Origin of the sequence: Streptomyces sp. NPDC058464 (assembly GCF_042721035.1) — a bacterium.
In the GTDB taxonomy this organism is placed as follows: Bacteria; Actinomycetota; Actinomycetes; order Streptomycetales; family Streptomycetaceae; genus Streptomyces.
In genome coordinates this window covers 18946-44338 of record NZ_JBHXMA010000003.1, presented here as the reverse complement: position 1 = coordinate 44338, position 25393 = coordinate 18946, and the positions used below count along the sequence as shown (strand labels likewise).

Below are 25393 nucleotides of genomic sequence, written 5' to 3'. Positions count from 1 at the left end.
ACGACCGTCCCTACGGGGTGAGGCCTATCCGGCCAGGCAGGACGGGCCGAGCAGCACCTTGAGGTCGCCGAACAGCGCCGGGTCCGGCTTCACCCGGTGCCGGTCCAGGCGCAGCACGGTGGTCTTGGTCGGGCCCTGGAGCTTGATCCGGACCTCGCTGTCGCCCTTGTGGTGGCTGAGGATCTCGCCGAGGCGGCTGACCATGGGCGGAGTGACCCTGGTGGCCGGGATGGTGAGGATCACGGGCGCGTTGGTGCCGGCGTTGGAGAGATCCGGGACCGCCAGCTCCATCCCCACCAGCCGCGGCACGTCCTCGCGCTTGTCGAGGCGGCCCTTGACGAACACCACCGCGTCCTCGACGAGTTGGGTCGAGATCAGCTGGTAGCTCGCCGGGAAGAACATGCACTCGATGGAGCCCGCGAGGTCCTCGACGGTGGCGATCGCCCAGGCGTTGCCCTGCTTGGTCATCTTGCGCTGGAGACCGGAGATGATGCCGCCGATGGTGACCACCGCGCCGTCCGCGTGCTCACCGCCGGTGAGCTGGGCGATGCCCGCGTCGGCCTTGTCGGAGAGCACGTGCTCCAGGCCGAAGAGCGGGTGGTCGGAGACGTACAGGCCGAGCATCTCCCGTTCCTGGGCGAGCAGATAGGTCTTGTCCCACTCCTCGGTGGTGAACTCGACGTCCAGACCGAAGCCGGGCTCGCTGCTCTCCTCCTCGCCCATCCCGCCGAAGAGGTCGAACTGGCCCTCGGCCTCCTTGCGCTTGACCGCGACCACGTTGTCGATCATCGAGTCGAAGTGCGCGGTGAGGCCCTTGCGAGTGTGCCCCAGGGCGTCGAAGGCGCCCGCCTTGATCAGCGACTCCGTGGTCCGCTTGTTGCACGCGACCGCCTCGACCTTGTCGAGGTAGTCGGGGAACGAGCCGTACTTGCCCTTGGCCTTGCGGCTCCTGATGATCGAATCCACCACGTTCGTGCCGACGTTGCGGACGGCTTCGAGGCCGAAGAGGATCACGTCGTCGCCCTGCGCGGCGAAGTTGTGCACCGACTCGTTGACGTTCGGCGGCAGCACCTTGATGCCCATGCGCCGGCACTCGTTCAGGTAGACGGCCGACTTGTCCTTGTCGTCCTTGACCGAGGTGAGCAGACCGGCCATGTACTCGGCGGGGTGGTTCGCCTTCAGGTAGGCGGTCCAGTACGAGACCAGGCCGTACGCGGCGGAGTGCGCCTTGTTGAAGGCGTAGCCGGCGAACGGGACCAGCACGTCCCACAGGGCCTGGATGGCCTCGTCGCTGTAGCCGTTCTTCTGGGCGCCGGACTGGAAGATGGTGAAGTTCTTGGCCAGTTCGTCGGGCTTCTTCTTGCCCATCACGCGGCGCAGGATGTCGGCCTCGCCGAGCGAGTAGCCGGCGATGATCTGGGCGGCCTTCTGCACCTGCTCCTGGTAGACGATCAGGCCGTAGGTGACGGCCAGGACCTCTTCCAGGGGCTCCTCCAGCTCCTTGTGGATCGGGGTGATCTCCTGGAGCTTGTTCTTGCGCAGGGCGTAGTTGGTGTGCGAGTCCATGCCCATCGGGCCCGGACGGTACAGCGCGGAGACGGCGGAGATGTCTTCGAAGTTGTCGGGCTTCATCAGACGCAGCAGCGAGCGCATGGGGCCGCCGTCGAACTGGAAGACGCCCAGGGTGTCGCCGCGCTGGAGGAGCTCGAAGGTCTTCGGATCGTCGAGCGGCAGGGCCAGCAGGTCGAGGTCGATGCCCTTGTTGGACTTCACCATCTTGACGGCGTCGTCCATGATCGTCAGGTTGCGCAGGCCGAGGAAGTCCATCTTCAGCAGGCCGAGCGACTCGCACTGCGGGTAGTCCCACTGCGTGATGGTCACGCCGTCCGTGTGCCGCACCCAGATCGGGGCGTGGTCGACGATGGGCTCGCTGGACATGATCACGCCGGCGGCGTGCACACCCATCTGCCGCACCAGGCCCTCGACGCCCTTCGCGGTGTCGATGACCTTCTTGACGTCCGGCTCGTTCTCGTACATCCCTCGGATCTCGCCCGCCTCGTTGTAGCGCGGGTGCGAGGGGTTGGTGATGCCGTCGAGGTCGATGCCCTTGCCGAGGACGTCGGCGGGCATCGCCTTGGTGAGGCGGTCGCCCATCGCGTACGGGTAGCCCAGCACGCGCGCGGAGTCCTTGATCGCGTTCTTGGCCTTGATCTTGCCGTAGGTGCCGATCATGGCGACCTTGTCGGCGCCGTACTTCTCGGTCACGTACCTGATCACCTCGACGCGCCGACGCTCGTCGAAGTCGATGTCGACGTCGGGCATGGAGACGCGCTCGGGGTTGAGGAACCGCTCGAAGATCAGGCCGTGCGGGATCGGGTCGAGGTCGGTGATGCCCATGGCGTAGGCGACGATCGAGCCGGCCGCGGAGCCTCGGCCGGGGCCGACCGCGATGCCGTTCTTCTTGGCCCACATGATGAAGTCGGCGACCACGAGGAAGTAGCCCGGGAACCCCATCTGGATGATGACGTCCATCTCGTACTCGACCTGCTTCTGCCGGTCGTCCGGGACCCCGCCGGGGAAGCGGCGGTCCATGCCCCGGCGGACCTCCTCCTTGAACCAGGTGACCTCGGTGAAGCCGTCGGGGATGTCGAACTTCGGCATGAGGTTCTTGGCCTCGAACATGCCGGTGGTGTCGACCATCTCGGCGACCAGGAGGGTGTTGGCACAGCCCTCCTGCCAGGCGTCCGAGGAGTCGACGGCGTACATCTCGTCCGTGGACTTCAGGTAGTAGCCGGTGCCGTCGAACTTGAAGCGGTCCGGGTCGGAGAGGTTCTTGCCGGTCTGGATGCAGAGCAGGGCGTCGTGGGCGGTCGCCTCGTGCGCGTAGGTGTAGTGCGAGTCGTTCGTCACCAGCGGCGGGATGCCGAGCTTCTTGCCGATCTCCAGGAGGCCCTTGCGCACCCGGTGCTCGATCTCGATGCCGTGGTCCATCAGCTCCAGGAAGTAGCGGTCCTTGCCGAAGATGTCCTGGTAGTCGGCGGCGGCCTTGAGGGCCTCCTCGTCCTGGCCGAGGCGCAGCCGGGTCTGCACCTCGCCGGAGGGGCAGCCGGTGGAGGCCACGATCCCCTCGGACCACTGGGAGATCGTCTCCTTGTCCATCCTGGGCCACTTCTGCAGCCAGCCCTCGGCGTACGCGTCCGAGGAGAGCCGGAAGAGGTTGTGCAGGCCCGTGCTGTTCACGGCCCACATCGTCTTGTGGGTGTAACCGCCGGAACCGGAGACGTCGTCCCGCTTCTGGTGCGGCTGGCCCCACTGGATCTTGCGCTTGTTGCGCCGGGACTCGGGGGCGACGTACGCCTCGATCCCGATGATCGGGGTGACCCCGGCCTTCTTCGCGGTGTGGAAGAAGTCGTACGCCCCGTGCAGGTTGCCGTGGTCGGACATGGCGATGTGCGTCATGCCCATCTCGTTGCAGGCGTTGAACATGTCCTTGAGCCGCGCGGCACCGTCCAGCAGCGAGTACTGGGTGTGGACGTGCAGGTGCGTGAAGGGCGGCTTTGACACGGTTTCGGCCTCCGAAGGAAAACAGGCGTCGACGATCTTCCGACCGGCTGCGGACAGTCTGGTGGGACAGCGGAATCCTATGCCTCGGCACTGACACCGGGCGGCCTGCCCCGCGTACCTTCATGCCAAGAAAGCGGGCACTCCCGGGGACCTTCGCACGTTGGTCCGGGCGAGAGATCCGCGCCACATGTCAGGCACCACACGCACCAGGAGGCACCCAGCGATGCCGGTCCCCCAGCTCAACGGCGAGCAGCGCGGCGAGCAGATCCTCGCCGTCTTCGACACCGCCTTCGGCGAGCTCCTGGCCGCCGACCCGGCCGCGTTCCGCGTGAAGTTCCGGAAGATGGCGGCCTCGGCCTTCGCCTTCTACCGGGGCACGGCCGCGCTCTTCTACCACGACCTGGACGCGGAGCACGCCGGTCTCGGCGGCGGGCGGATATACACCGGCCCGTACCTGGACGAGCGCACCTCGCGCGTGTGGATCCACGGCGACCTGCACGCGGAGAACTTCGGCACGTACATGGACTCCAACGGCCGTCTGGTCTTCAACGTCAACGACTTCGACGAGGCCTACGTGGGCCCGTTCACCTGGGACCTGAAGCGCTTCGCCGCCTCCGTGGCGCTGATCGGGTACGCGAAGGCGTTCAGCGACGAGCAGATCACCGAGCTGGTCGAGGTGTACGCGGAGGCGTACCGCGAGCGCATCCACGCACTGGCGACGGGCGCGAAGAGCGACGAGGTGCCGCCGTTCACCCTGGACACCGCCGAGGGCCCGCTGCTCGGCGCGCTGCGCGCGGCCCGCTCGCTGACCCGTTTCGAGCTGCTGGACTCGATGACGGAGATCCGTGACTGGGAGCGCCGCTTCGCCTCCGGCGGCGGCTCCATCGAGCTGGACGCCGCCACCCGCTACAAGGTGCTGGCCGCCTTCGACGGCTACCTGGAGACCCTCCCCGAGTCGTCCCTGTCCCGTCCGGACTCCTACCGCGTGAAGGACGTGGTGGGCCGCCGCGGGATCGGCATCGGCTCGGCCGGCCTGCCGTCGTACAACATCCTCCTGGAGGGCGCCACGGACGCCCTGGAGAACGACGTGGTGATCTACATCAAGCAGGCCCAGACCCCGGCCGTCTCCCGGCACGTCACGGACCCGGCGATCCGGGACTACTTCCAGCACGAGGGCCACCGCACGGTGATCTCGCAGCGCGCCCTGCAGGCGCACGCCGACCCGTGGCTGGGCTGGACCGAGCTGGACGGCGCGGGACAGCTGGTCGCCGAGGTGTCGCCGTACGCGGTGGACCTGGACTGGAGCGACATCGACGACCCGGAGGAGATCGCGGCGGTCGTCGCCGACCTCGGCCGGGCCACGGCGTCCATGCACTCGGCGGCAGACGACACCTCCGGCGAGTCCCTGGTGCCGTTCTCCACCGAGCGGGCCATCGACGCGGCGATCGCCGCCGACGAGGACGGCTTCGCGGGCCTGCTCACCGACTTCGCGCACAGCTACGGCGCACGTGCGCGTGCCGACCACCAGATCTTCGTCGACCTCTTCCGCAACGGCCGCATTCCAGGGCTGTAACCTTCGCCGATTCTCAGGGCCTTTTTAGGGGTCCCTTACATGAGTACGTGACAGACTCTCCACCGCTATGGACATATCCGGGACCCAGCTCAGAGCCGTGCGCGCGGCGCTGTTCACGGCCTTCGTCGTGACGCTCAGCACCGCGTCGCACGTGCTGCTGTCCCGGGCCCCGCTGCCGTTCGCGACGGTGGCCGCGGTCGCCGCCGGGGTGTTCGTCGCGGCCTACGCGCTGGCGGGTCGCGAGCGCGGCTTCGGCCGGATCGCGGCCCTGCTGATCCCGCTGGAGCTGGCCGCCGACACGGTCTTCACCACCGGCCAGCACGCCTGTTACGGCAGGGCGGGCGGCCCCATCGCCGGCCCGCTGCGCGCGGTCGGCCTCGACGTGCTGTGCCACGGCGGCACGGTCGGCACCCCGCTGGCCCGGATGACCGGCGGCTCCCGCGCCGCCACGGCCCTCGCGCACGCCGACCCGGCCGCCGCCTGGCTGCTGCTCGCCGCGCACGTCTGCGTCGGCCTGCTCGCCGCCGCCTGGCTGCGCCGCGGCGAGCGCGCCCTGACCCAGCTGTTGCGCGCCGTCGCCGCCACCACCTTCCGCCCGCTGCTGCTCGCGGTCGCCGCGGGCACGGTCCGGCCCGCCCCGGTACGGCGCCTGCCGCGGCCGGCGCCCCGCCCGGCCGCCGGCCGCGGCCTGCTCCTCGTGCACTCCCTGGGACGGCGCGGACCGCCGTGCTCCGGGGCGCTCGCCGCGTCCTTCGCCTGAGCACGTCCCTCGTCCGAGTATTCCGAGTACTCCGAGTACTCCGAGTCCCCCACACGTATCCCGCGTACGACATGTGCGCGTCCCCTATGGAGATCACCAACATGAGCAAGCGGAACAGCGCAGCTGCCAAGAACGCGGCCCGGGAGCGGCTGCGCGCCGAGCGCGAGAAGCAGGCCAAGCGCGCCAAGGTCAGGCGGCAGCTCATCGTGGCCGGCTCGGTCGTGGCCGTGCTGGCCGCGGCGGGCGGCATAGGCTACGCCGTCGTCCAGGCCAACAAGCCCAGCTACTGGAACAGCCTCAAGGACGCCAAGGTGGTCGCCCCGGCCAACACCACCGGCACCAAGGGCACCACGGTCGTCATCGGCAAGGCCAGCGCCAAGAAGACCCTCAAGATCTACGAGGACCCGCGCTGCCCGATCTGTGCCCAGTTCGAGCAGACCGTCGGCTCGACCGTGAAGAAGGACATCGACGACGGCAAGTTCAAGATCGAGTACATCGGTGGCACGTTCATCGACGACAAGGACAACGGCGAGGGCTCCAAGAACGCGCTGAGCGCCATGGGCGCCGCGCTGAACATCAGCTCCGAGGCGTTCCTCGAGTACAAGACCGCGCTGTACTCGACGAAGTACCACCCGGACGAGACCACCGACAAGTTCAAGGACGACTCGTACCTCATCGAGGTCGCGAACACGGTCCCCGCGCTGAAGAACAACGCGAAGTTCGACGACGCCGTCAAGAAGGGCACCTACGACGCCTGGGCGATGGCCATGTCGAACCTCTTCAACACCAACAAGGACGGCGTGACGGGCACCCCGAGCTTCGTCATGAACGGCAAGATGCTGACGGCCGACTCCAGCGGCAACCCGCCGATGACGGTCGACGCCTTCAACACCGTCGTGGACGCGGCGCTCAAGGCGTGACCCGGGTCCCTGTGCACAGGGACCGGACCACCTCCGCGTGAAGAGCAGGCGAACTTTTCTTTGTTCGCCTGCTCTTGTCCATACTGGTCAGTAACCTCATCGGACGTGACCAGTCGATACCGATCAACTCAGGCCTCCGAGGGTGCGAACTCCCTCTCCCCGCGCCGCCGTACGGTCGTCAAGGCCGCGGCGGCGACCGCTGTCCTGACCGCCCCGCTCGCCGCCGCCCTGCCGGCCCGGGCCGCCTCGGACGCCCCCGCCTTCCTGCACGGCGTCGCCTCCGGCGACCCGCTGCCCGACGGCATCCTGCTGTGGACCCGGGTGACGCCGACCACCGATGCGACACCCGGTTCCGGTGTCGGCCCGGACACCGAGGTCAGCTGGGTCGTCGCCACCGACAAGGCGCTGACGAACGTCGTCTCCCGCGGCTCCACGACCGCGACCGCCGCCTCCGACCACACCGTCAAGGCCGACATCCGCGGCCTGGCCCCGGCCACCGACTACTGGTTCCGCTTCTCGGCCGGCTCCACGGACTCCCCGGTGGCGCGTACCCGCACCGCGCCGGCGGCGGACGCCACCGTCGCGGGCCTGCGCTTCGGCGTGGTGTCCTGCGCCAACTGGGAGGCCGGCTACTTCGCGTCCTACCGTCACCTGGCCGCCCGAAACGACCTGGACGCCTGGCTGCACCTGGGCGACTACATCTACGAGTACGGCACCGGCGAGTACGGCACCCGCGACACCGTCGTCCGCCAGCACGCGCCCACCCACGAGATCATCACCCTCGCCGACTACCGCATACGGCACGGCAAGTACAAGACCGACACCGACCTGCAGGCCCTGCACGCCAAGGCGCCGGTCGTCGCGATCTGGGACGACCACGAGTTCGCCAACGACTCGTGGTCCGGCGGTGCCGAGAACCACACCGAGGGCACCGAAGGCACCTGGACGGCCCGTCAGGCCGCCGCCAAGCAGGCCTACTTCGAGTGGATGCCGGTCCGTCCGGCCATCGCCGGCACCACCTACCGCCGGCTGCGCTTCGGCAAGCTCGCCGACCTCTCCCTGCTGGACCTGCGCTCCTTCCGCTCCCAGCAGGTGTCCACGGGCAGCGGCTCGGTCGACGACCCGGACCGCACCATCACCGGCCGGGCCCAGCTCGACTGGCTGAAGGCCGGGCTGAAGGCCTCCGACACCACCTGGCGGCTGGTCGGCAACTCGGTGATGATCTCGCCGTTCGCCATCGGCTCGCTCTCCGCCGACCTGTTCAAGCCGCTCGCCAAGCTGCTCGGGCTGCCGCAGGACGGCCTCGCCCTCAACACCGACCAGTGGGACGGCTACACCGACGACCGCCGCGAGCTGCTGGCCCACCTGCGCTCCAACGCGATCGGCAACACGGTGTTCCTGACCGGCGACATCCACATGGCCTGGGCCAACGACGTACCGGTGGACGCCGGCACCTACCCGCTCTCCGCCTCCGCGGCCACGGAGTTCGTGGTCACCTCGGTGACCTCCGACAACCTGGACGACATCCTCAAGGTCTCCCCGGGCGTCGTCTCCGCGCTCGCCGCGCCGGTCATCCAGCTGGCCAACCGCCATGTGCACTGGGTCGACACCGACCGGCACGGCTACGGCATCCTGGACATCACCGCGGCCCGGGCGCAGATGGACTACTACGTCCTCTCCGACAAGACGAAGGCCGACGCGACCTCGTCCTGGGAGCGGTCGTACCGCACCCGCAGCGGCACCCAGAAGGTCGAGCGCACCTACGACCCGGTGTAACCGTCGCCTACAGCGTGTCGAGGAAGCCGAGCGCCACCCGCCAGGTGGCCTCGGCGGCCTCCTCGTCGTAGTCCGGCAGACCGGGGTCGGTGTAGAGGTGACCGGCCCCCGCGTACCGGTAGATCTCCACATCGGCGCCGACCCGGCCCATCTGCAGATACCAGGCGCTCAGCCAGTCGTCCGTCTCGAAGGCGTCCGGCTCGGCCACGTGCAGCTGCACCGGCAGCCCGTCCACCGCGGCGTTCGGAGCGATGTCCGAGGTGCCGTGCAGAAGCAGCAGGCCCCGCGCCCGCTCGTCGCCCAGCGCCAGCGTCTGTGCGATCGAGGCGCCCAGCGAGAACCCCGCGTACACCAGCCCGCGCTCCGAGTACGGCGCCGCCGCCAGCACGGCCCGCTTCAGCAGCTCGTCCTTGCCGATCGACTCGTTGAACTCCATGCCCTCCTCGACCGTGCCGAACGTGCGCCCCTCGAACAGGTCCGGCGTCCACACCTCGTGCCCGGCGGCACGCAGCCGGTCGGCGGCCTCGCGCACCGCGGGCCTGAGGCCGTAGGTCGAGTGAAAGAGCATGATGTTCATGCGCCCATGGTGCCAGCCACCACCGACAACGCCCGCCGCAGCCTGCGCACCGGCGGTCCCGGCCACGACCGTGACGCCCTTGTCACCGGACGGCATGTTCAGGACCCCGCGGATCCGGTTACGTTCGGTTCCATGGAGATGGAGAACGTACTCCGCCCGCTGATCGTGGTCGGCGGCGCCGTCGTCCTCACCCTGCTGATCGGCTGGGCGACCGACCTGCTGCTGCGCAAGGCCGACGCACGGCACAGCGAGACGCCCCTGTGGGGCCTGCTGCGCCGCGGCCGCGTCCCCTACCAGCTGGTGCTGTGCGCGGCCCTGCTCAGAGGGTCCTACGACCAGGCCCAGCTGATCCGGGAGCACCGGGTCGCCGTCGGCCAGGTCCTGACCCTGGTGCTGATCGGGTCGACCGCCTGGCTGGTGGTGCGGATCACGGCGGCCGTCGTGGAGTCCACCTACGACCGCTATGCCCGCGCCCACCACGACGCGGCCCGGGTCCGCCGGGTGCGCACCCAGGTGTCGCTGATCATGCGGGTGGTGACGGCGATCGTCGGCGTGATGGCCGTGGCCGCGATGCTGCTGACCTTCCCGGCGATGCGCGCGGCCGGCGCCTCGCTGCTGGCCTCCGCCGGGATCCTCGGCATCGTCGCCGGTGTGGCCGCCCAGTCCACGCTGGCGAACCTGTTCGCCGGTCTGCAGATCGCCTTCGGCGACATGGTGCGCCTGGGTGACACGGTCGTGGTCGACGGCGAGTGGGGCACGGTGGAAGAGATCACCCTGACCTTTCTGACGGTGCGGACCTGGGACGAGCGCCGGATCACCATGCCGGTGTCGTACTTCACCTCCAAACCCTTCGAGAACTGGTCGCGGGGCACCCCGCAGATGACCGGGACCGTCTTCTGGCACCTCGACCACTCGGCGCCGATCGGGCCGATGCGCGAGAAGCTCCGGGACATCCTGCGGGAGTGCCCGGCCTGGGACGGACGGGACCACGGCCTGGTGGTCACCGACAGCACACCGAACACCATCCAGGTACGCGCCCTGGTCACCGCCAAGGACGCCGACGACGTCTGGAAGGTCCGGGTGGCCGTCCGCGAGCAGATGATCACCTGGCTGAACGCGGAGCACCCGTACGCCCTGCCCCGGGTCAACACGGCCGACGCGGTCCTGCCACCCGGCGGGATCATCCCCTCCCAGGACGGGGCCCAGGACGGGGCGGCGGCCGCGGCCAACCGGCGGCTGCACGAACCGCCCCGCACCGGCCGCGGCTGACGCCTCGTCTCAGTGGCCGCGCTCGGCGCCTCAGTGGCCGCGCTCGGCGCCGCCGTTGACCTGGATGATCTGCGAGGTGATGTGCCCGGCGGCCGGGGAGGCCAGCCAGTGCAGGGTGGCGGCGACGTCGCCGGGGGTGCCGGCCCGCCCGGTCGACGTCTCGGCGACGAGCTGCTCCCGCCGCGCCTCCTCCACCGGCCCGCCGAAGAAGTCGGTGTCCTCGATGTACCCCGGCGCCACGACGTTCACGGTGACCCCGCGCGGCCCCAACTGGCGCGCCAGGTCGTGGGCGTAGGGATGCAGGGCGGCCTTGGAGGCGCCGTACGACCCGCTCCCCGAGCCCCGGAACGCGGCGAGGGAGCCGATGAACAGCACCCGCCCGCCGGGGTCGGCGAGCCGGTCCTTCAGCGCCTCCGTGAGCAGGACCGAGGTCAGCGTGTTCTGCAGGAAGTTGCCGGTCCAGACGCGCGCGGCGGCATCGAGCGGATCACCGGCATCCGCGCCGGGCGCGCGTGCCGCGTTCCCTCCTGCGCTGTGCACGAGTACATCGACGGTCCCGAACTCCTCGGCGACGAACCGCGCGACTCCGCGCACCTGCTCCGGTTCGGCCAGATCGGCGGCGTACACCTCCGCCCCCGGCACCCCCGCCTTCTCCAGCACCTCTCTGCGCCGCCCGAGCAGCAGCACCCGATCCCCGTCCCCGGCGAACACCCGCGCCGCCGCGAGCCCGATCCCGGTCCCTCCACCACTGATCACAATGTTCCGAGCCATGATCCGAGACTACGAGCGGAAAGCGGACGGCGCCTGCGACTGTCCACAGCCGCCATGCACTTGTATTACTGGCGCTGTACAGCGCCCCCGAAGGGGCGCTGGGGGTGCCCCCGGCCGAAGGCTGGGGGAGGCAGCCACGACGGCGCCGCAGCCGACCGACGGCCCATCGCGGCCCTTCCAGCGGAGCGCTCAGCGCAGGCTACGGACGTCCAAGTGCCGCAGCACCCGGTCCACGATCTCCGGATCCGCCCCCGGCTCGCTCCGCGCCGCCAGCACCTCGTGCCGCGCCGCGCTGAGCATCTCCTGCTGGATCCGCCGCAACCGCTTCAGCCGCCGCATCCGCTTCTCGTGGCCCTCCCGCCGCTCGTCCTCCACCACGTCGGGACTGATCCGGAACCCGATCTCGAAGGCCCGCCGCAGCATCTGCTCCGTCACGTCCTCCGGCAACTCCTCGACCTGCTCGATCTCCTTCAGGCGCCGCCGTGCCGCCTTCGCCGCCCGAACCGCCAGCTCCTTCTCGATCTCCTTCTCGCGGTCGGTGTCGGCCCTGACCCCCAACCGCTTCACGAGCCACGGCAGGGTCAGCCCCTGGAGCACCAGCGTGGCCATGATCACGCCGAAGGCGATGAAGACGATCTCGTCCCGGTCCGGGAACGCCGACCCGTCGTCCGTCCTCAGGGGGATGGCCAGGGCCAGCGCCACCGACGCCACGCCGCGCATCCCGGACCACCACATCACGATGGTCTCCCGCCAGCTGGTCGGGATCTCCTCGTCGTAGTCCCGCCGGGCGTGCAGCCGCTTGGTCAGCCAGGTGGCGGGCAGCAGCCACACCAGCCGTACCACGACCACCACACCCACGATCGCGGCCGCCCAGCCGAGCAGCTCGCCCCAGCGGCCGGACGCCGTGCGGATCGCGTTGTGCAGCTCCAGGCCGATCAGCCCGAAGGCGACGCCGGTGACGAGCGTGTCGACGATGTCCCAGAAGGTGTAGCCGGCGAGCCGGGTCATCACGTCGTCGGCGTCGGTGGCGTACTCGGCGATGAACAGCGCGGTGGTGAGCACGGCGAGCACCCCGGAGCCGTGCAGTTCCTCGGCGATGACGTAGGAGGCGTACGGGACGATCAGGGTCAGGCCGATCTGCAGGGTCGCGTCGCCGAGGATGTCCATCAGCTTGTTCGCGCCCCAGCCGAGCACCAGCCCCACGACGACCGCGACCACGGCGGACAGCAGGAAGTCCAGCCCGGCCCGCCACGGCGAGAACGTGCCGCTGACCACGGCGGCGATGGCCACGTGGTAGAGAACGATGGCCGTGACGTCGTTGAAGAGGCCCTCGCCCTCCAGGATCGACACCAGCCGGCGCGGCAGCCCGAGCTGTCCGGCGACGGCGGTCGCGGCGACCGGGTCGGGCGGGGCGACCAGCGCGCCCAGCGCGACCGCGGCAGCGATCGACAGTCCGGGCACGATCGCGTTGGCGACGACGGCCACGCACACCGTCGTGACGAAGACCAGGGCCACCGCGAGCAGGAAGATCGGCCGCTTGTTGGCCGCGAACTGCCGCCAGGAGGTCCGTCGTACGGCGGCGTAGAGCAACGGCGGCAGCAGGCCGGGCAGGATCAGCTCGGGCGGGATGTTCACGTTCGGCACGAAGTCGGCGACGGCTAGGACGATCCCGAACAGCGTCATCAGCACGGGCGCCGGCAGTCCGAACCGGTCCCCCACCGGAACGCTCACCAGGGCCCCGAGCAGCAGCACGAACAGCAGGGCCAACTGATCCACGGCCAGCGCTCCGGGAGTCGACGATCACACGGCAGGCCTCAAGCCTGCCATGCGACCCCGCTCAGAGCGCGCGCCGCATCCCCCGGTGCGGGATGCCCGCCTCCTCGTACTCCGGGCCGTACGGCTCGTAGCCCAGCCGCTCGTAGAAGCCCAGCGCGTGGGTCTGCGCGTGCAGGTCCACGGCGGCCAGGCCACGCGCGCGTGCGGCCTCCTCGATGGCGCGGACCAGGGCGACGCCGATACCGAGGCCGCGGGCCTCCTGGGAGACCGCGAGCCGGCCCAGCGAGCCGAGGGACAGGTCGCCGTCGGTCTTCGCCGCGGCCTGCTCGCCGTACAGCAGGCGGCCGGTGCCGAGCGGTACGCCGTCCTCGCGGATCGCCAGGACATGGACGGCCACGGGGTCGTACGCGTCGTACTCCAGGTCCTCGGGGACGCCCTGCTCGACCACGAAGACCTGCTTGCGCACCGCGAAGCACGCCTCCAGGTCGGCGGGGTCCTCGGCGACCCGCACGGCGTACGCGCGCGTGCTCATCCGTACGTCTCCTCGCGGACCTGGTCGAGCGCCTTCTGCAGGTCGGCCGGGTACTCGCTCTCGAACTCGACCCACTCGCCGTCCCCGGGGTGCTCGAAACCGAGCCGGACCGCGTGCAGCCACTGGCGGGTGAGGCGCAGCCGCTTGGCGAGCGTCGGGTCGGCGCCGTAGGTCAGGTCGCCGACGCAGGGGTGGCGGTGGGCGGCCATGTGGACGCGGATCTGGTGGGTGCGGCCGGTCTCCAGCTTCACGTCGAGCAGGGAGGCCGCGCGGAACGCCTCGATGAGGTCGTAGTGGGTCACGGAGGGCTTGCCGTCGGCCGTGACCGCCCACTTGTAGTCGTGCTGGGGGTGACGGCCGATGGGGGCGTCGATGGTGCCGCTGGTCGGGTCGGGGTGGCCCTGCACGAGGGTGTGATAGCGCTTGTCGACCGTGCGCTCCTTGAACTGGCGCTTCAGCGACGTGTACGCCCGCTCCGACTTGGCGACCGCCATCAGGCCCGAGGTGCCGACGTCGAGGCGGTGCACGATGCCCTGGCGCTCTGCGGCACCGGAGGTGGAGATCCGGTAGCCGGCGGCGGCGAGACCGCCGATCACGGTCGGGCCGGTCCAGCCGGGGCTGGGGTGCGCGGCGACGCCGACCGGCTTGACGATCACGACCACGTCATCGTCGTCGTGCACGATCTCCATGCCCTCGACGGGCTCCGCGACGATCTGCACGGGCGCGGGCGCCCCCGGCATCTCGACCTCCAGCCAGGCCCCGCCGTGCACCCGCTCGGACTTGCCGACCACCGAGCCGTCGACCTGGACCTTGCCCGCCGCGGCCAGCTCGGCCGCCTTGGTGCGGGAGAAGCCGAACATGCGGGAGATGGCGGCGTCGACGCGCTCGCCCTCCAGGCCGTCCGGCACGGGCAGGGTTCGGATCTCGGGAATCGTACTCACCCGTCGAGTATGCCGGACCGCGCCGACAGCCCCGTACGCAAGCCCCTGTGGGCCCTGCGGACCCCGGCAGTCCCGGTGGACCCCGGTCAGTCCTTGTGGACGGTCCCGTCCGGGTCCAGGCCGCGGAAGGAGAGCAGCACGATCAGGATGCCGCCGCAGACGATCGCCGAGTCGGCCAGGTTGAACACCGCGAAGCCCTTGGGCGCGATGAAGTCGACGACCTGGCCCTCGAAGATCCCCGGCGAGCGGAAGATCCGGTCGGTGAGGTTGCCGAGCGCGCCGCCGAGCAGCAGGCCGAGGGCGACGGCCCAGGGGAAGCTGTACAGCTTGCGTGCCAGCCGGAAGATCACGACGATCACGGCCGCCGCGATCACCGTGAAGATGATCGTGAAGGCGCCGCCGAAGCCGAATGCCGCGCCCGGGTTGCGGATCGCGTGGAACTCCAGCCAGTCGCCGATGACCTCGATCGGCGCGTGGTGCTCCAGCTTCGCGACCACGATCATCTTGCTGACCAGGTCGAGGGCGTACGCGAAGGCGGCCACCGCGAACAGCACGGCGATGCGGCGCCCGCGCCCGGGCCGCCGGTCCGCGGTGGACTGCTGATCCGCACCGGACGCGTCCGACGCGCCGGGCTCCGCCGTCCGCTCGCCGTCCTCGTCCGGGGTACCCGGCGTACCGATGATGCGTTCCACCTCTGCCACGTGAGTCCCTCAACCTAGGTGCCTGCCTCGGGACGAGACTACGGCACGCCCAAGGGGACCCCGATGCTCAGTAGCGGCGTTCCTGCTTCTGCTTGCATTCCACGCACAGGGTGGCCCTCGGGAAGGCCTGCATCCTGGCCTTCCCGATGGGGTTCCCGCAGTTCTCGCAGAGTCCGTAGGTGCCCGCGTCCAGCTTCTGCAGGGCCCGCTCGGTCTGTTCGAGCATCTCGCGCGCGTTGGCGGCCAGTGCCAGTTCGTGCTCGCGGGTGATGTTCTTGGTGCCGGTGTCGGCCTGGTCGTCACCGGCGCCGTCGCCGGAGTCCCGCATCAGCCCGGCCAGGGCGCTGTCGGACGCCTCGATCTCGGCCCGCAGCCGTGTCGCCTCGGTCGTCAGCTCGGTGCGCGCCTCCTCGACCTCCTGCGGCGTCCACGGGTCCTCGCCGGGACGTACCGCGAGTTCGCCCGGAGCCGCCGTGGCGACCCGCGCCTTGGGGACGGCGGTCTCCGCCGCCGCGGCCGTGCCAGGAGTCTTCTTCGCAACCACCGTCGTGGCTCCCGTCTGCTTCGCGGCCCGCGCCGCGCCCGCTTTCTTGGCCGTGCTCTTCTTGGCCGTGCCCTTCTCCGCCGCGGTCCTCGTCGCCGCGGCCCTGGACGCGCTCTTCTCCGGCTGTTCCGCGGTGTCCTTCACCACCGCGGCCGCCTTCCCGGCCGCCTTCACCCCGTCGGCCTTCTTCGCGGCGGCCTTCTTCACGGCCGTCCTGCCCACCGGTGCCTTCTTCACGGCGGAGTTCTCGACGGAACCCTTCTCACCCGGCGTTCTCTTGGAAGGAGCCGCCGCTGTCGCGCGCGTGCTCTGTTTTCCGCCGCCCCCAGCGGGATTCTTCGCCACCATGGCCGCGGCCCCTTCACATATTGTGATCTTGCACGCGAATCGTGCTGGGACGATAAATCGACTGGAGTCCCGCGGCAACGGGGCACGCCGCCCGATCCGCCTGCCCCGGCCCCCCCAAGCAGCAGGTATGCATGCGTTGTGCCCAGCTCCCCGCGCGGTAATCCGCCGAGCCGGACATCCCAGGATGCGAACACGCGTACCGCGCCATTCGGGTCATCCCGGCCGGACGTCCGCCGGGCGCCGCCGGTGCCGGTGCCGGTGCCGCAACCGGCCCCGGGAAAACGGGTCGGCCGCTGTCCGCGCGGCGCCGTACACTGGGCGGAGCGAGAAGCGTGGATGGGGACGAGTAGCGGCGTACGCAGCCCAGAGCGACCCGGGGACGGTGGAAGCCCGGGGGCGAGCGCGACGTGAAGATCACCCCGGAGCCGCCGGAGGAAAGCCGCAGCCGTCAGGCGGGGGCGAGTAGAACCGGCTTCGCGACCCCAATGAGGGGGCTCACCGGCGCGTACGGCGACCGGGGGGCCAAGGAGGGTGGTACCGCGGGAGCGCGCCGCACACGGCGTACGCAAGGCAAGGCTCTCGTCCCTCCGACGGAAGGCAGCAAGTCCGTTGGAGGAAGCTCGCAGATGACAGCGCCGACGTACCGCCAGGTGCCCGCACAGGTCGACCTGCCCGCCCTCGAGCACGCCGTGCTCGACTTCTGGCGCGAGCAGAAGATCTTCGCCAAGACCCTGGAGCAGTCCGAGGGCCGCCCCGAATGGGTGTTCTACGAGGGCCCGCCCACCGCCAACGGCATGCCCGGCGCCCACCACATCGAGGCGCGCGTCTTCAAGGACGTCTTCCCCCGCTTCCGCACCATGCGCGGCTACCACGTGGCCCGCAAGGCCGGCTGGGACTGCCACGGCCTGCCCGTGGAGCTCGCGGTCGAGAAGGAGCTGGGCTTCAGCGGCAAGCCGGACATCGAGAAGTACGGCATCGCCGAGTTCAACGCCAAGTGCCGCGAGTCGGTGACCCGCCACACCGACGCCTTCGAGGCGCTGACGACCCGCATGGGGTACTGGACCGACCTGGACGACGCCTACCGCACGATGGACCCCGAGTACATCGAGTCGGTCTGGTGGTCGCTGAAGACGATCTTCGACAAGGATCTGCTGGTCCAGGACCACCGCGTCGCCCCCTGGTGCCCGCGCTGCGGCACCGGCCTGTCCGACCACGAGCTGGCGCAGGGCTACGAGACGGTCGTCGACCCCTCCGTGTACGTCCGTTTCCCGCTCACCTCCGGTCCGCTCGCCGGCCAGGCCGCGCTCCTGGTGTGGACGACCACCCCGTGGACCCTGGTGTCCAACACGGCGGTCGCCGCGCACCCCGAGGTCACCTACGTCGTCGCGACCAACGGCGAGGAGAAGCTCGTCGTCGCCGAGCCGCTCGTCGCCAAGGCGCTCGGCGAGGGCTGGGAGACCACGGGCCAGTCCTTCACCGGCGCCGAAATGGAGCGCTGGACCTATCAACGTCCGTTCGAGCTTGTCGAGTTCCCGGAGCCGGCGCATTACGTCGTGAACGCCGAGTACGTCACGACCGAGGACGGTACGGGTCTGGTCCACCAGTCCCCCGCCTTCGGTGAGGACGACCTCAAGGTCTGCCGCGCCTACGGCCTGCCGGTGGTGAACCCGGTCCGCCCGGACGGCACCTTCGAGGAGGACGTGCCGCTGGTCGGCGGCGTCTTCTTCAAGAAGGCCGACGAACGGCTCACCGAGGACCTGTCGCAGCGCGGCCTCCTCTTCAAGCACCTTCCGTACGAACACAGCTACCCGCACTGCTGGCGCTGCCACACCGCGCTGCTCTACTACGCGCAGCCGTCCTGGTACATCCGCACGACGGCGATCAAGGACCGCCTCCTCGCGGAGAACGAGAACACCAACTGGTTCCCGGACACGGTCAAGCACGGCCGGTACGGCGACTGGCTGAACAACAACATCGACTGGGCGCTGTCCCGCAACCGCTACTGGGGCACCCCGCTGCCGATCTGGCGCTGCGAGGACGACCACCTCACCGTGGTCGGCTCCCGCGCTGAGCTCACCGAGCTCACCGGCACGGACCAGTCGGACCTGGACCCGCACCGCCCGTTCATCGACGCCGTCACCTTCGCGTGCCCCCAGTGCGCGAAGACGGCCACGCGCGTGCCGGAGGTCATCGACGCCTGGTACGACTCGGGTTCGATGCCGTTCGCGCAGTGGGGCTACCCGCACAAGAACAAGGAGCTGTTCGAGAGCCGCTACCCGGCGCAGTTCATCTCCGAGGCGATCGACCAGACGCGCGGGTGGTTCTACACCCTCATGGCCGTCGGCACGCTCGTCTTCGACAAGTCGTCGTACGAGAACGTGGTCTGCCTCGGTCACATCCTCGCCGAGGACGGCCGCAAGATGTCCAAGCACCTGGGCAACACCCTGGAGCCGATCCCGCTGATGGACCGGCACGGGGCGGACGCGGTGCGCTGGTTCATGGCGGCCGGGGGTTCGCCGTGGGCGGCCCGCCGGGTGGGCCACGGCACCATCCAGGAGGTCGTCCGCAAGACGCTGCTGACGTACTGGAACACGGTCGCCTTCCAGGCGCTGTACGCCCGTACGTCGAACTGGGCGCCGTCCGCGGCCGACCCGGCCCCGGCCGACCGCCCGGTCCTGGACCGCTGGCTGCTCTCCGAACTGCACGCGCTCACCGACCAGGTGACGCAGGCGCTGGAGGCGTACGACACCCAGCGCGCCGGCAAGCTGCTGTCGGCGTTCGTCGACGACCTGTCCAACTGGTACGTCCGCCGCTCGCGGCGCCGCTTCTGGCAGGGCGACAAGGCCGCGCTGCGCACGCTGCACGAGGTCGTGGAGACCGTCACCAAGCTGATGGCCCCGCTGACCCCGTTCATCACCGAGCGGGTGTGGCAGGACCTGGTGGCGCCGGTGACCCCGGGCGCGCCCGAGTCGGTGCACCTGGCGGCATGGCCGGAGGCCGACCTGTCCGCGATCGACCCCGAGCTGTCGAAGCAGATGGTCCTGGTACGGCGGCTCGTGGAGCTGGGCCGGGCCACGCGCGCGGAGTCGGGCGTCAAGACGCGGCAGCCGCTGTCCCGGGCGCTGGTCGCGGCGGTGGGCTTCGACGCGCTCGACCCGGAGCTGCACGGGCAGATCACCGACGAGCTGAACGTCTCCTCGCTGGCGTCCCTCTCCGAGGTCGGCGGCTCCCTGGTCGACACGACCGCGAAGGCCAACTTCCGGGCGCTGGGCAAGCGGTTCGGCAAGCGGGTGCAGGACGTGGCCAAGGCGGTCGCCGCGGCGGACGCGGCGGCACTGTCGCTGGCGCTGCGTGAGGGCACGGCGTCCGTGGAGGTCGACGGCGAGACGGTGACGCTGGCGCCGGACGAGGTGATCATCACGGAGACGCCTCGTGAGGGCTGGTCGGTGGCGTCGGACTCCGGTGCGACCGTCGCGCTGGACCTGGAGATCACCGAGGAGCTGCGGCAGGCGGGCCTGGCCCGGGACGCGATCCGGCTGATCCAGGAGGCGCGCAAGAACAGCGGGCTGGACGTGGCCGACCGGATCGCACTCAGGTGGGTGTCGACCGACCCGGCGGTGATCGCGGCGCTGGCGGAGCACGCTCCTTTGATCGCCGACGAGGTGTTGGCGACCGACTTCTCCCAGGGCGAGGGGGATGACGGCTACGGCGATCCCTTCACCGACGAAGGGCTGTCGCTGACGTTCCGCCTGCGCAAGGCGTAGGCGCCGGCCTGTTCGAGAAGGGCCCGGTCTCCGTATGGGGATCGGGCCCTTTCCGGTACGTGCGGGTCGCGGCAGGTGCCGTGCGCGGTTCCCCGCGCCCCTGATGTGCGAGCCCCTTCTCCCAGCTGCGGGTCGGCGCGCTGAGCCGTGCGCCCACGCGGCGGCAGCCGCATATGGATACAGCCCCGCGCCCCCTGGAGTGGCTTGCGCAACCCGCGTAAAAAGGGCGGGCCCCGGATCGAAATCCGGGGCCCGCCCTTTTGAACGCCTGCCGACGCCTACGCCGTACTACTACGCGGCGGCCGTCAGTTGTCGTCCTCGTCGATGAGGAAGCCGCGCATCGGGGACGGTGCCTGGCCCATCGGGGACGGGCCCTGCGGGCGCACCGGCGCCATCGGCTGGGTCATCGCCGGCGTCATCTGCTGCTGGCCGCCGTAGGACGGGGCAGCGGGGGACGGGGCGCCGCCCATCGCCGGGTTGCCGCCGTAGGACGGGACGCTCGCGCCGGCCGGGGCCATGGAAGGCGCCGGGGACGGCGGGAGGGAGGCCGCAGCCGGGGTGCGCGGCGGCGCCAGGGAGTCGTCGGCCTGGGTCTCCAGCTGACGCAGCTGCGACTCCAGGTACGACTTCAGACGCGTGCGGTACTCGCGCTCGAAGCCGCGCAGGTCCTCGACCTTGCGCTCCAGCGTGGCGCGCGCGGACTCCAGGGAGCCCATGGCGACGCGGTGCTTCTCCTGCGCGTCCCGCTCCAGCGCGTCGGCCTTGGCACGGGCGTCACGCTCCAGACCCTCGGCGCGGCTGCGGGCCTCGCCGACGATCTTGTTGGCCTCGGAGCGGGCCTCGGCGATCGCCTGGTCGGCGGTCTGCTGGGCCAGCGAGAGGACACGGGCGGCGCTGTCGCCACCGGGGCCCTGACCGGGGCCGCCCATCGGACCGCCCATGGGGCCGCCCATCGGGCCACCCATCTGCTGCTGCATGGGCGGCTGGCCGCCCATCGGGGCCATGCCCTGACCCATCGGGCCGGGACCCTGGCCCATGCCCTGGCCCATCGGACCGGGGCCCTGACCCATGCCCTGACCCATCGGACCGGGACCCATCGGGCCCTGGCCCATCGGACCGGGACCCTGCGGACCGCCCTGGCCACTGGGACCGGCCGGCAGCTGCGGGGCGCCGCTCGGCAGCTGCGGGGGACCGCCCATGGGGCCACCCATCTGCTGCTGCGGCGGGCCCGATATGCCGGCGGGCACCGGAGCGCCGGGGCCTCGCATGCCCTGCTGGGGCATACCACCCTGCTGAGGCATACCCTGCGGCATACCGCCTTGCTGAGGCATACCCTGCGGCATACCGCCCTGCTGAGGCATACCACCCTGAGGCATACCGCCCTGCTGGTCCTGCGGCTCCGGAGGCTTGCGCATGTTCTGCTGGTTCTGGGCAGCAGCGCGCGTGGCCGCGGCCAGTTTGGCGCGCAGGTCCTCGTTCTCGCGGAGCAGGCGCGTCAGTTCGGCTTCGACCTCATCGAGGAAGGCATCGACCTCGTCCTCGTCATAGCCTTCTCGGAGGCGGACGGTCGTGAACTGCTTGTTCCGCACGTCCTCGGGGGTCAACGGCATCTCTTCACCTCAACGTAGTCGTCGGCGTTCGGCAAGACGGTAGGTCACATCGCTCATCACAGCCGACCAACGATCGCAATCAGGATGTAGACGATGATCATCAGCACGAAGAAGGACAGGTCGAGCGCCACGCCCCCGAGACGCAGCGGCGGGATGAACCGCCGCAGAAGCTTGAGCGGTGGATCGGTGACAGTGTAGGTGGCCTCAAGTACGACCACCATCGCCTTGCCGGGTTGCCATGAGCGGGCGAACTGGAACACGTAGTCCATGACCAACCGGAAGATGAGCACGATGAGGAAGCACATCAGCGCGATGTAGATCACATCCAGGAACACGCTCATGGTCCGTGCTTTCCCTCTCCCCTGTTACGTGCCTTCTACCGGTCGTGCGTCTCAGCTCTGGTTGAAGAACCCGCCCTCTGCGATGCGAGCCTTGTCCTCCGCCGTGACATCGACGTTAGCAGGCGACAACAGGAACACCTTCTGCGTCACCCGCTCGATGCTGCCGTGAAGACCAAACACCAAACCAGCCGCAAAGTCGACAAGTCGCTTCGCGTCTGTGTCATCCATCTCAGTCAGATTCATGATCACCGGGGTGCCCTCACGGAAGTGTTCCCCGATGGTACGGGCCTCGTTGTAGGTCCGGGGGTGAAGCGTGGTGATCCGGTAAGGCTCTCGTTCCGACACGACCTTGGGCATGATCACCGGTGCGTTCTTCTCCAGGCTTGCGCGTTCTTGTGTGATGGACGCCACGGGGGCGATGCGCGCCGGGCGTCCCGATTCCGCAGGGAGCGAAGCGGAATGCGACACCGGTTCGCGCGGGGGTGACGGTTGCACCACTCGTACCGATTCGTCCCTTTGGGACTGGTGTGCACCGTGGGACTGGTGTGACGGCTCGTGCCGTCGGTGATCCCGCTCGGGCTCCGGGTCCAGTTCGGGCTCGAAGTCGTCATCGGGGTCGAATCCGCGGCCGTCGTACCCATCGTCCTCCACGAGGCCGAGGTAGACCGCCATCTTGCGCATCGCGCCGGCCATGCTCTGAGTCCTCCGCTCTGTGGTGGATCGGTGACGACTGCCAAGTCCCGCGATCCACACGGTCGTTGTGCCCACCTTGGGCGGCATTGACCATATTTTCTGCTGTGGTCCGACTTCCTGGCGACGTTACCCGAGCCTGGGGCGGACTCCGAGTACCGCGGTGCCGACGCGTACATGTGTCGCCCCGGCGGCCACGGCTTCCTCAAGGTCCGCACTCATCCCTGCGGAGACCATGTTCGCAGCAGGATGGGCTCGGCGCAGGTCAGTCGACAAATCCATCAACCGCTCGAACGCCGCACGTTGGCGGCCCGCGTACTCCCCGGTGAGCGGAGCGACGGTCATGAGGCCGTCGAGCCGCAGTCCCGGCGATCCGGCGACGAGGGCGGCCAACTCTTCGATTCCGCCCGGCGCCACGCCACCACGCTCCCCTCTTCCGCTCGCGCCCGCGTCGAGTGCGACCTGGAGGAGGCAGCCGACCTCGCGCCCGACCCGCACCGCTTCCCTGGACAGGGCGTCCACCAGCTTGGAACGATCGACGGACTGCACGAGATCCGCATAAGCGACCACTGATCGGACTTTGTTGGTCTGCAACTGCCCGACAAAGTGCCAAGTAAGGGGCAGATCCGTACATTCGGCGGCCTTGGGGGCCGCGTCCTGGTCCCGGTTCTCGGCGACATGGCGCACCCCGAGCCCCGAGAGGATCCGCACGTCGCTCGCCGGATAGGTCTTGGTGACCACGATCAGCGTCACCTCCTCCCGCTTGCGCCCCGCCGCCGCACAGGCGGCCGCGATACGCTCTTCCACTTTCGCCAGGTTTGCCGCGAGTTCGGCGTTACGGTCCGTCATGTCCCATCAGTCCAGCCACACATAGCCGGCGAGCCGCCCGGTGGCGCGGTCCCGGCGGTACGAGAAGTGATCACCCGACTCCAGCGTGCACACCGGCGACTGCGCCCGGTCGAGCACCCCGGCGCGCGCGAGCTGCGCGTGCACTCCGGCGCTCACGTCGACCGCGGGAGTACCCCAGCTGGTCTCCGCGTGCGCCGCCGGCTCCACGGCGGCCACCTCGGCGCGCATCGCCTCCGGCACCTCGTAGCACCGTCCGCAGACGGCGGGTCCGGTGCGGGCGACGATCCGGGCCGGGTCGGCGCCGAGCGACTGCATGGCGTCGATCGCGGCGGGCACGATCCCCTTCACCATGCCCGGCCGTCCGGCGTGGGCGGCGGCGACCACCCCGGCCGCCGGGTCGGCCAGCAGGACCGGCACGCAGTCGGCGGTGAGGACGGCGAGGGCGAGCCCCCGGGCCGCGGTCACCAGCCCGTCCACCTCGGGCGTGAGCCGGGTGGTCCACGGACCTTCGACCTCGGCCACGTCGTTGCCGTGGACCTGGTTCATCCAGACCACCCGGCCGGGGTCCAGGCCGAGCGACTTGGCGGCGAGTTCCCGGTTGGTCCGTACCACGTCGGGGTCGTCGCCGACCGCCCCGCCCAGGTTGAGCTCCTCGTACGGAGCGGCGCTCACCCCGCCCCACCTGTCGGTGAAGGCGAAGTGCGCGCCGCTCACGGTGTCGCGCTGTCCTATCACGTCGTAAGGATCACTTGAGGAAGTCCGGTACGTCCAGTTCCTCGGCCGCGCTGTCCGTGTAGGAACGGGACGGCGGGACCGGCGGGGCGACCGGGATGTCGGCGACCGGCTCGGGCGCCGGCTCCGGCTCCTCCTTCGGGGTCACGCTGCCGAGCGAGCCGAAGGAGGGGCGCTCGGGCTCCCGCCGGGCCGGAGCGGGCTCCTCGCGGCGGGCGGAGGCCGAGGACGAGCCGAGGACGTTGTCCCGGCGGGCCGGGGGCTGGCCCCCGTCGAAGCCGGCCGCGATGACGGTGACGCGGACCTCGTCGCCGAGGGCGTCGTCGATGACCGCACCGAAGATGATGTTGGCCTCGGGGTGGGCGGCCTCACTGACCAGCTGGGCGGCCTCGTTGATCTCGAACAGGCCGAGGTCGGAGCCGCCGGAGATGGACAGCAGCACGCCCCGGGCGCCGTCGATGGAGGCCTCCAGGAGCGGCGAGGAGATCGCCATCTCGGCGGCGGCCACCGCGCGGTCGTCGCCGCGGGCCGAGCCGATGCCCATGAGGGCCGAACCGGCCTCGGACATGACCGACTTGACGTCGGCGAAGTCGAGGTTGATCAGGCCGGGGGTGGTGATGAGGTCGGTGATGCCCTGGACACCGGAGAGCAGGACCTGGTCGGCCGACTTGAACGCGTCGAGCACCGAGACCTGGCGGTCCGAGATGGACAGCAGCCGGTCGTTCGGGATGACGATGAGGGTGTCGACCTCTTCGCGGAGTTCGGCGATGCCGTCCTCGGCCTGGTTGGCGCGGCGCCGGCCCTCGAAGGTGAACGGGCGGGTGACCACGCCGATGGTGAGGGCGCCCAGCGAGCGCGCGATGTTGGCCACGACGGGCGCGCCGCCGGTGCCGGTGCCGCCGCCTTCGCCGGCCGTCACGAAGACCATGTCGGCCCCCTTGAGGACCTCCTCGATCTCCTCCCGGTGGTCCTCGGCGGCCTTGCGGCCGACGGCCGGGTTGGCGCCGGCGCCGAGTCCCCGGGTGAGTTCACGGCCGACGTCGAGCTTGACGTCGGCGTCGCTCATCAACAGCGCCTGCGCGTCGGTGTTGATGGCGATGAACTCGACGCCCTTGAGACCGACCTCGATCATCCGGTTGATGGCATTGACACCACCGCCGCCGACACCGATGACCTTGATGACTGCGAGGTAGTTCTGCGGTGCTGCCACGTCGAAGGCCTCTCGCCTCGAATTACGTTGCCGTCCACGTGCGGTGTTCGCGCGGGACGGCAGATGCCGATTGGGACGGTCCGTAGCGCCGACCCGAACCCTAACGTTGAAGTTTAGGGTTACCAGTGTGTCTGTTCCCTGGAGT

20 protein-coding genes are annotated in these 25393 nt (G+C 70.1%); 6 read left to right on the top strand and 14 right to left on the bottom strand.

The genetic code is table 11. The features are described 5' to 3' along the window. Window positions 1-24: 24 nt before the first annotated feature. On the bottom strand, window positions 25-3564 hold the full coding sequence (gene dnaE, locus ACFWPQ_RS05285) for a DNA polymerase III subunit alpha (RefSeq protein WP_384030152.1): 3540 nt from the start codon (window positions 3562-3564) through the stop codon (window positions 25-27). Window positions 3565-3787: 223 nt separating this feature from the next. Between dnaE and ACFWPQ_RS05280 the strand changes: the two genes are divergently transcribed. From ACFWPQ_RS05280 to ACFWPQ_RS05265, 4 genes are all read left to right on the top strand, one after another. Continuing rightward, the gene (locus ACFWPQ_RS05280; RefSeq protein ID WP_384030150.1) at window positions 3788-5137 is read left to right on the top strand and encodes a DUF2252 domain-containing protein; all 1350 of its coding nucleotides are present in this window, start codon (window positions 3788-3790) and stop codon (window positions 5135-5137) included. Between the two features lie 67 nt (window positions 5138-5204). Further along, a complete protein-coding gene (locus ACFWPQ_RS05275; protein WP_384030148.1) occupies window positions 5205-5897 on the top strand; it encodes a hypothetical protein in 693 nt (230 codons plus the stop codon). Between the two features lie 101 nt (window positions 5898-5998). Next, on the top strand, window positions 5999-6817 hold the full coding sequence (locus ACFWPQ_RS05270) for a thioredoxin domain-containing protein (RefSeq protein WP_384030146.1): 819 nt from the start codon (window positions 5999-6001) through the stop codon (window positions 6815-6817). A gap of 105 nt (window positions 6818-6922) precedes the next feature. Further along, entirely contained in the window at window positions 6923-8593 is a 1671-nt protein-coding gene (locus ACFWPQ_RS05265; RefSeq protein ID WP_384030144.1) for an alkaline phosphatase D family protein, read from the top strand. 7 nt (window positions 8594-8600) lie between these two features. Here ACFWPQ_RS05265 and ACFWPQ_RS05260 read toward each other — a convergent pair whose 3' ends face one another. Beyond that, window positions 8601-9170, bottom strand: a complete 570-nt coding sequence (locus ACFWPQ_RS05260) for a dienelactone hydrolase family protein (RefSeq protein ID WP_384030142.1) — start codon at window positions 9168-9170, stop codon at window positions 8601-8603. 138 nt (window positions 9171-9308) lie between these two features. Here ACFWPQ_RS05260 and ACFWPQ_RS05255 point away from each other — a divergent pair, with 138 nt between their 5' ends. Next, window positions 9309-10439, top strand: coding sequence for a mechanosensitive ion channel family protein (locus ACFWPQ_RS05255; protein WP_384030721.1), 1131 nt, complete (start codon window positions 9309-9311; stop codon window positions 10437-10439). Between the two features lie 30 nt (window positions 10440-10469). Here ACFWPQ_RS05255 and ACFWPQ_RS05250 read toward each other — a convergent pair whose 3' ends face one another. From ACFWPQ_RS05250 to ACFWPQ_RS05225, 6 genes are all read right to left on the bottom strand, one after another. After that, entirely contained in the window at window positions 10470-11210 is a 741-nt protein-coding gene (locus tag ACFWPQ_RS05250) for an SDR family oxidoreductase (RefSeq protein WP_361283627.1), read from the bottom strand. Window positions 11211-11399: 189 nt separating this feature from the next. After that, on the bottom strand, window positions 11400-12986 hold the full coding sequence (locus ACFWPQ_RS05245) for a Na+/H+ antiporter (RefSeq protein WP_361283624.1): 1587 nt from the start codon (window positions 12984-12986) through the stop codon (window positions 11400-11402). A 61-nt stretch (window positions 12987-13047) separates the two neighbouring features. Next, a complete protein-coding gene (locus tag ACFWPQ_RS05240; RefSeq protein WP_361283621.1) occupies window positions 13048-13518 on the bottom strand; it encodes a GNAT family N-acetyltransferase in 471 nt (156 codons plus the stop codon). Continuing rightward, a complete protein-coding gene (locus ACFWPQ_RS05235) occupies window positions 13515-14459 on the bottom strand; it encodes an RluA family pseudouridine synthase (protein WP_384030138.1) in 945 nt (314 codons plus the stop codon). The genes ACFWPQ_RS05240 and ACFWPQ_RS05235 overlap by 4 nt, the downstream gene beginning before the upstream one ends. Before the next feature lie 86 nt (window positions 14460-14545). Next, window positions 14546-15160, bottom strand: coding sequence for a signal peptidase II (lspA, locus tag ACFWPQ_RS05230; RefSeq protein ID WP_384030136.1), 615 nt, complete (start codon window positions 15158-15160; stop codon window positions 14546-14548). A 67-nt stretch (window positions 15161-15227) separates the two neighbouring features. Beyond that, window positions 15228-16052 (bottom strand): TraR/DksA family transcriptional regulator, encoded by an 825-nt coding sequence (locus tag ACFWPQ_RS05225; RefSeq protein WP_384030134.1) that lies wholly within the window; start codon window positions 16050-16052, stop codon window positions 15228-15230. A gap of 626 nt (window positions 16053-16678) precedes the next feature. Here ACFWPQ_RS05225 and ileS point away from each other — a divergent pair. Continuing rightward, a complete protein-coding gene (ileS, locus tag ACFWPQ_RS05220) occupies window positions 16679-19816 on the top strand; it encodes an isoleucine--tRNA ligase (protein WP_384030132.1) in 3138 nt (1045 codons plus the stop codon). Between the two features lie 305 nt (window positions 19817-20121). On the opposite strand, the gene ACFWPQ_RS05215 is transcribed toward ileS, so the two are convergent. The 6 genes from ACFWPQ_RS05215 to ftsZ form a co-directional block, all read right to left on the bottom strand. Next, complete coding sequence (locus ACFWPQ_RS05215) at window positions 20122-21426, bottom strand: DivIVA domain-containing protein (protein WP_384030130.1); 1305 nt, start codon at window positions 21424-21426, stop codon at window positions 20122-20124. A gap of 56 nt (window positions 21427-21482) precedes the next feature. Then, window positions 21483-21767 carry a YggT family protein gene (locus tag ACFWPQ_RS05210; RefSeq protein WP_046729537.1) on the bottom strand — a complete coding sequence of 95 codons (285 nt, stop codon included), beginning with the start codon at window positions 21765-21767 and terminating at the stop codon, window positions 21483-21485. A 51-nt stretch (window positions 21768-21818) separates the two neighbouring features. Beyond that, window positions 21819-22460 (bottom strand): cell division protein SepF, encoded by a 642-nt coding sequence (locus ACFWPQ_RS05205; protein ID WP_361283603.1) that lies wholly within the window; start codon window positions 22458-22460, stop codon window positions 21819-21821. A gap of 126 nt (window positions 22461-22586) precedes the next feature. Next, window positions 22587-23306, bottom strand: coding sequence for a YggS family pyridoxal phosphate-dependent enzyme (locus tag ACFWPQ_RS05200; RefSeq protein ID WP_384030128.1), 720 nt, complete (start codon window positions 23304-23306; stop codon window positions 22587-22589). Window positions 23307-23312: 6 nt separating this feature from the next. Beyond that, window positions 23313-24041 (bottom strand): peptidoglycan editing factor PgeF, encoded by a 729-nt coding sequence (gene pgeF, locus ACFWPQ_RS05195; protein WP_384030126.1) that lies wholly within the window; start codon window positions 24039-24041, stop codon window positions 23313-23315. 10 nt (window positions 24042-24051) lie between these two features. Continuing rightward, on the bottom strand, window positions 24052-25248 hold the full coding sequence (ftsZ, locus tag ACFWPQ_RS05190; protein WP_089101080.1) for a cell division protein FtsZ: 1197 nt from the start codon (window positions 25246-25248) through the stop codon (window positions 24052-24054). Between the last annotated feature and the right edge of the window lie 145 nt (window positions 25249-25393).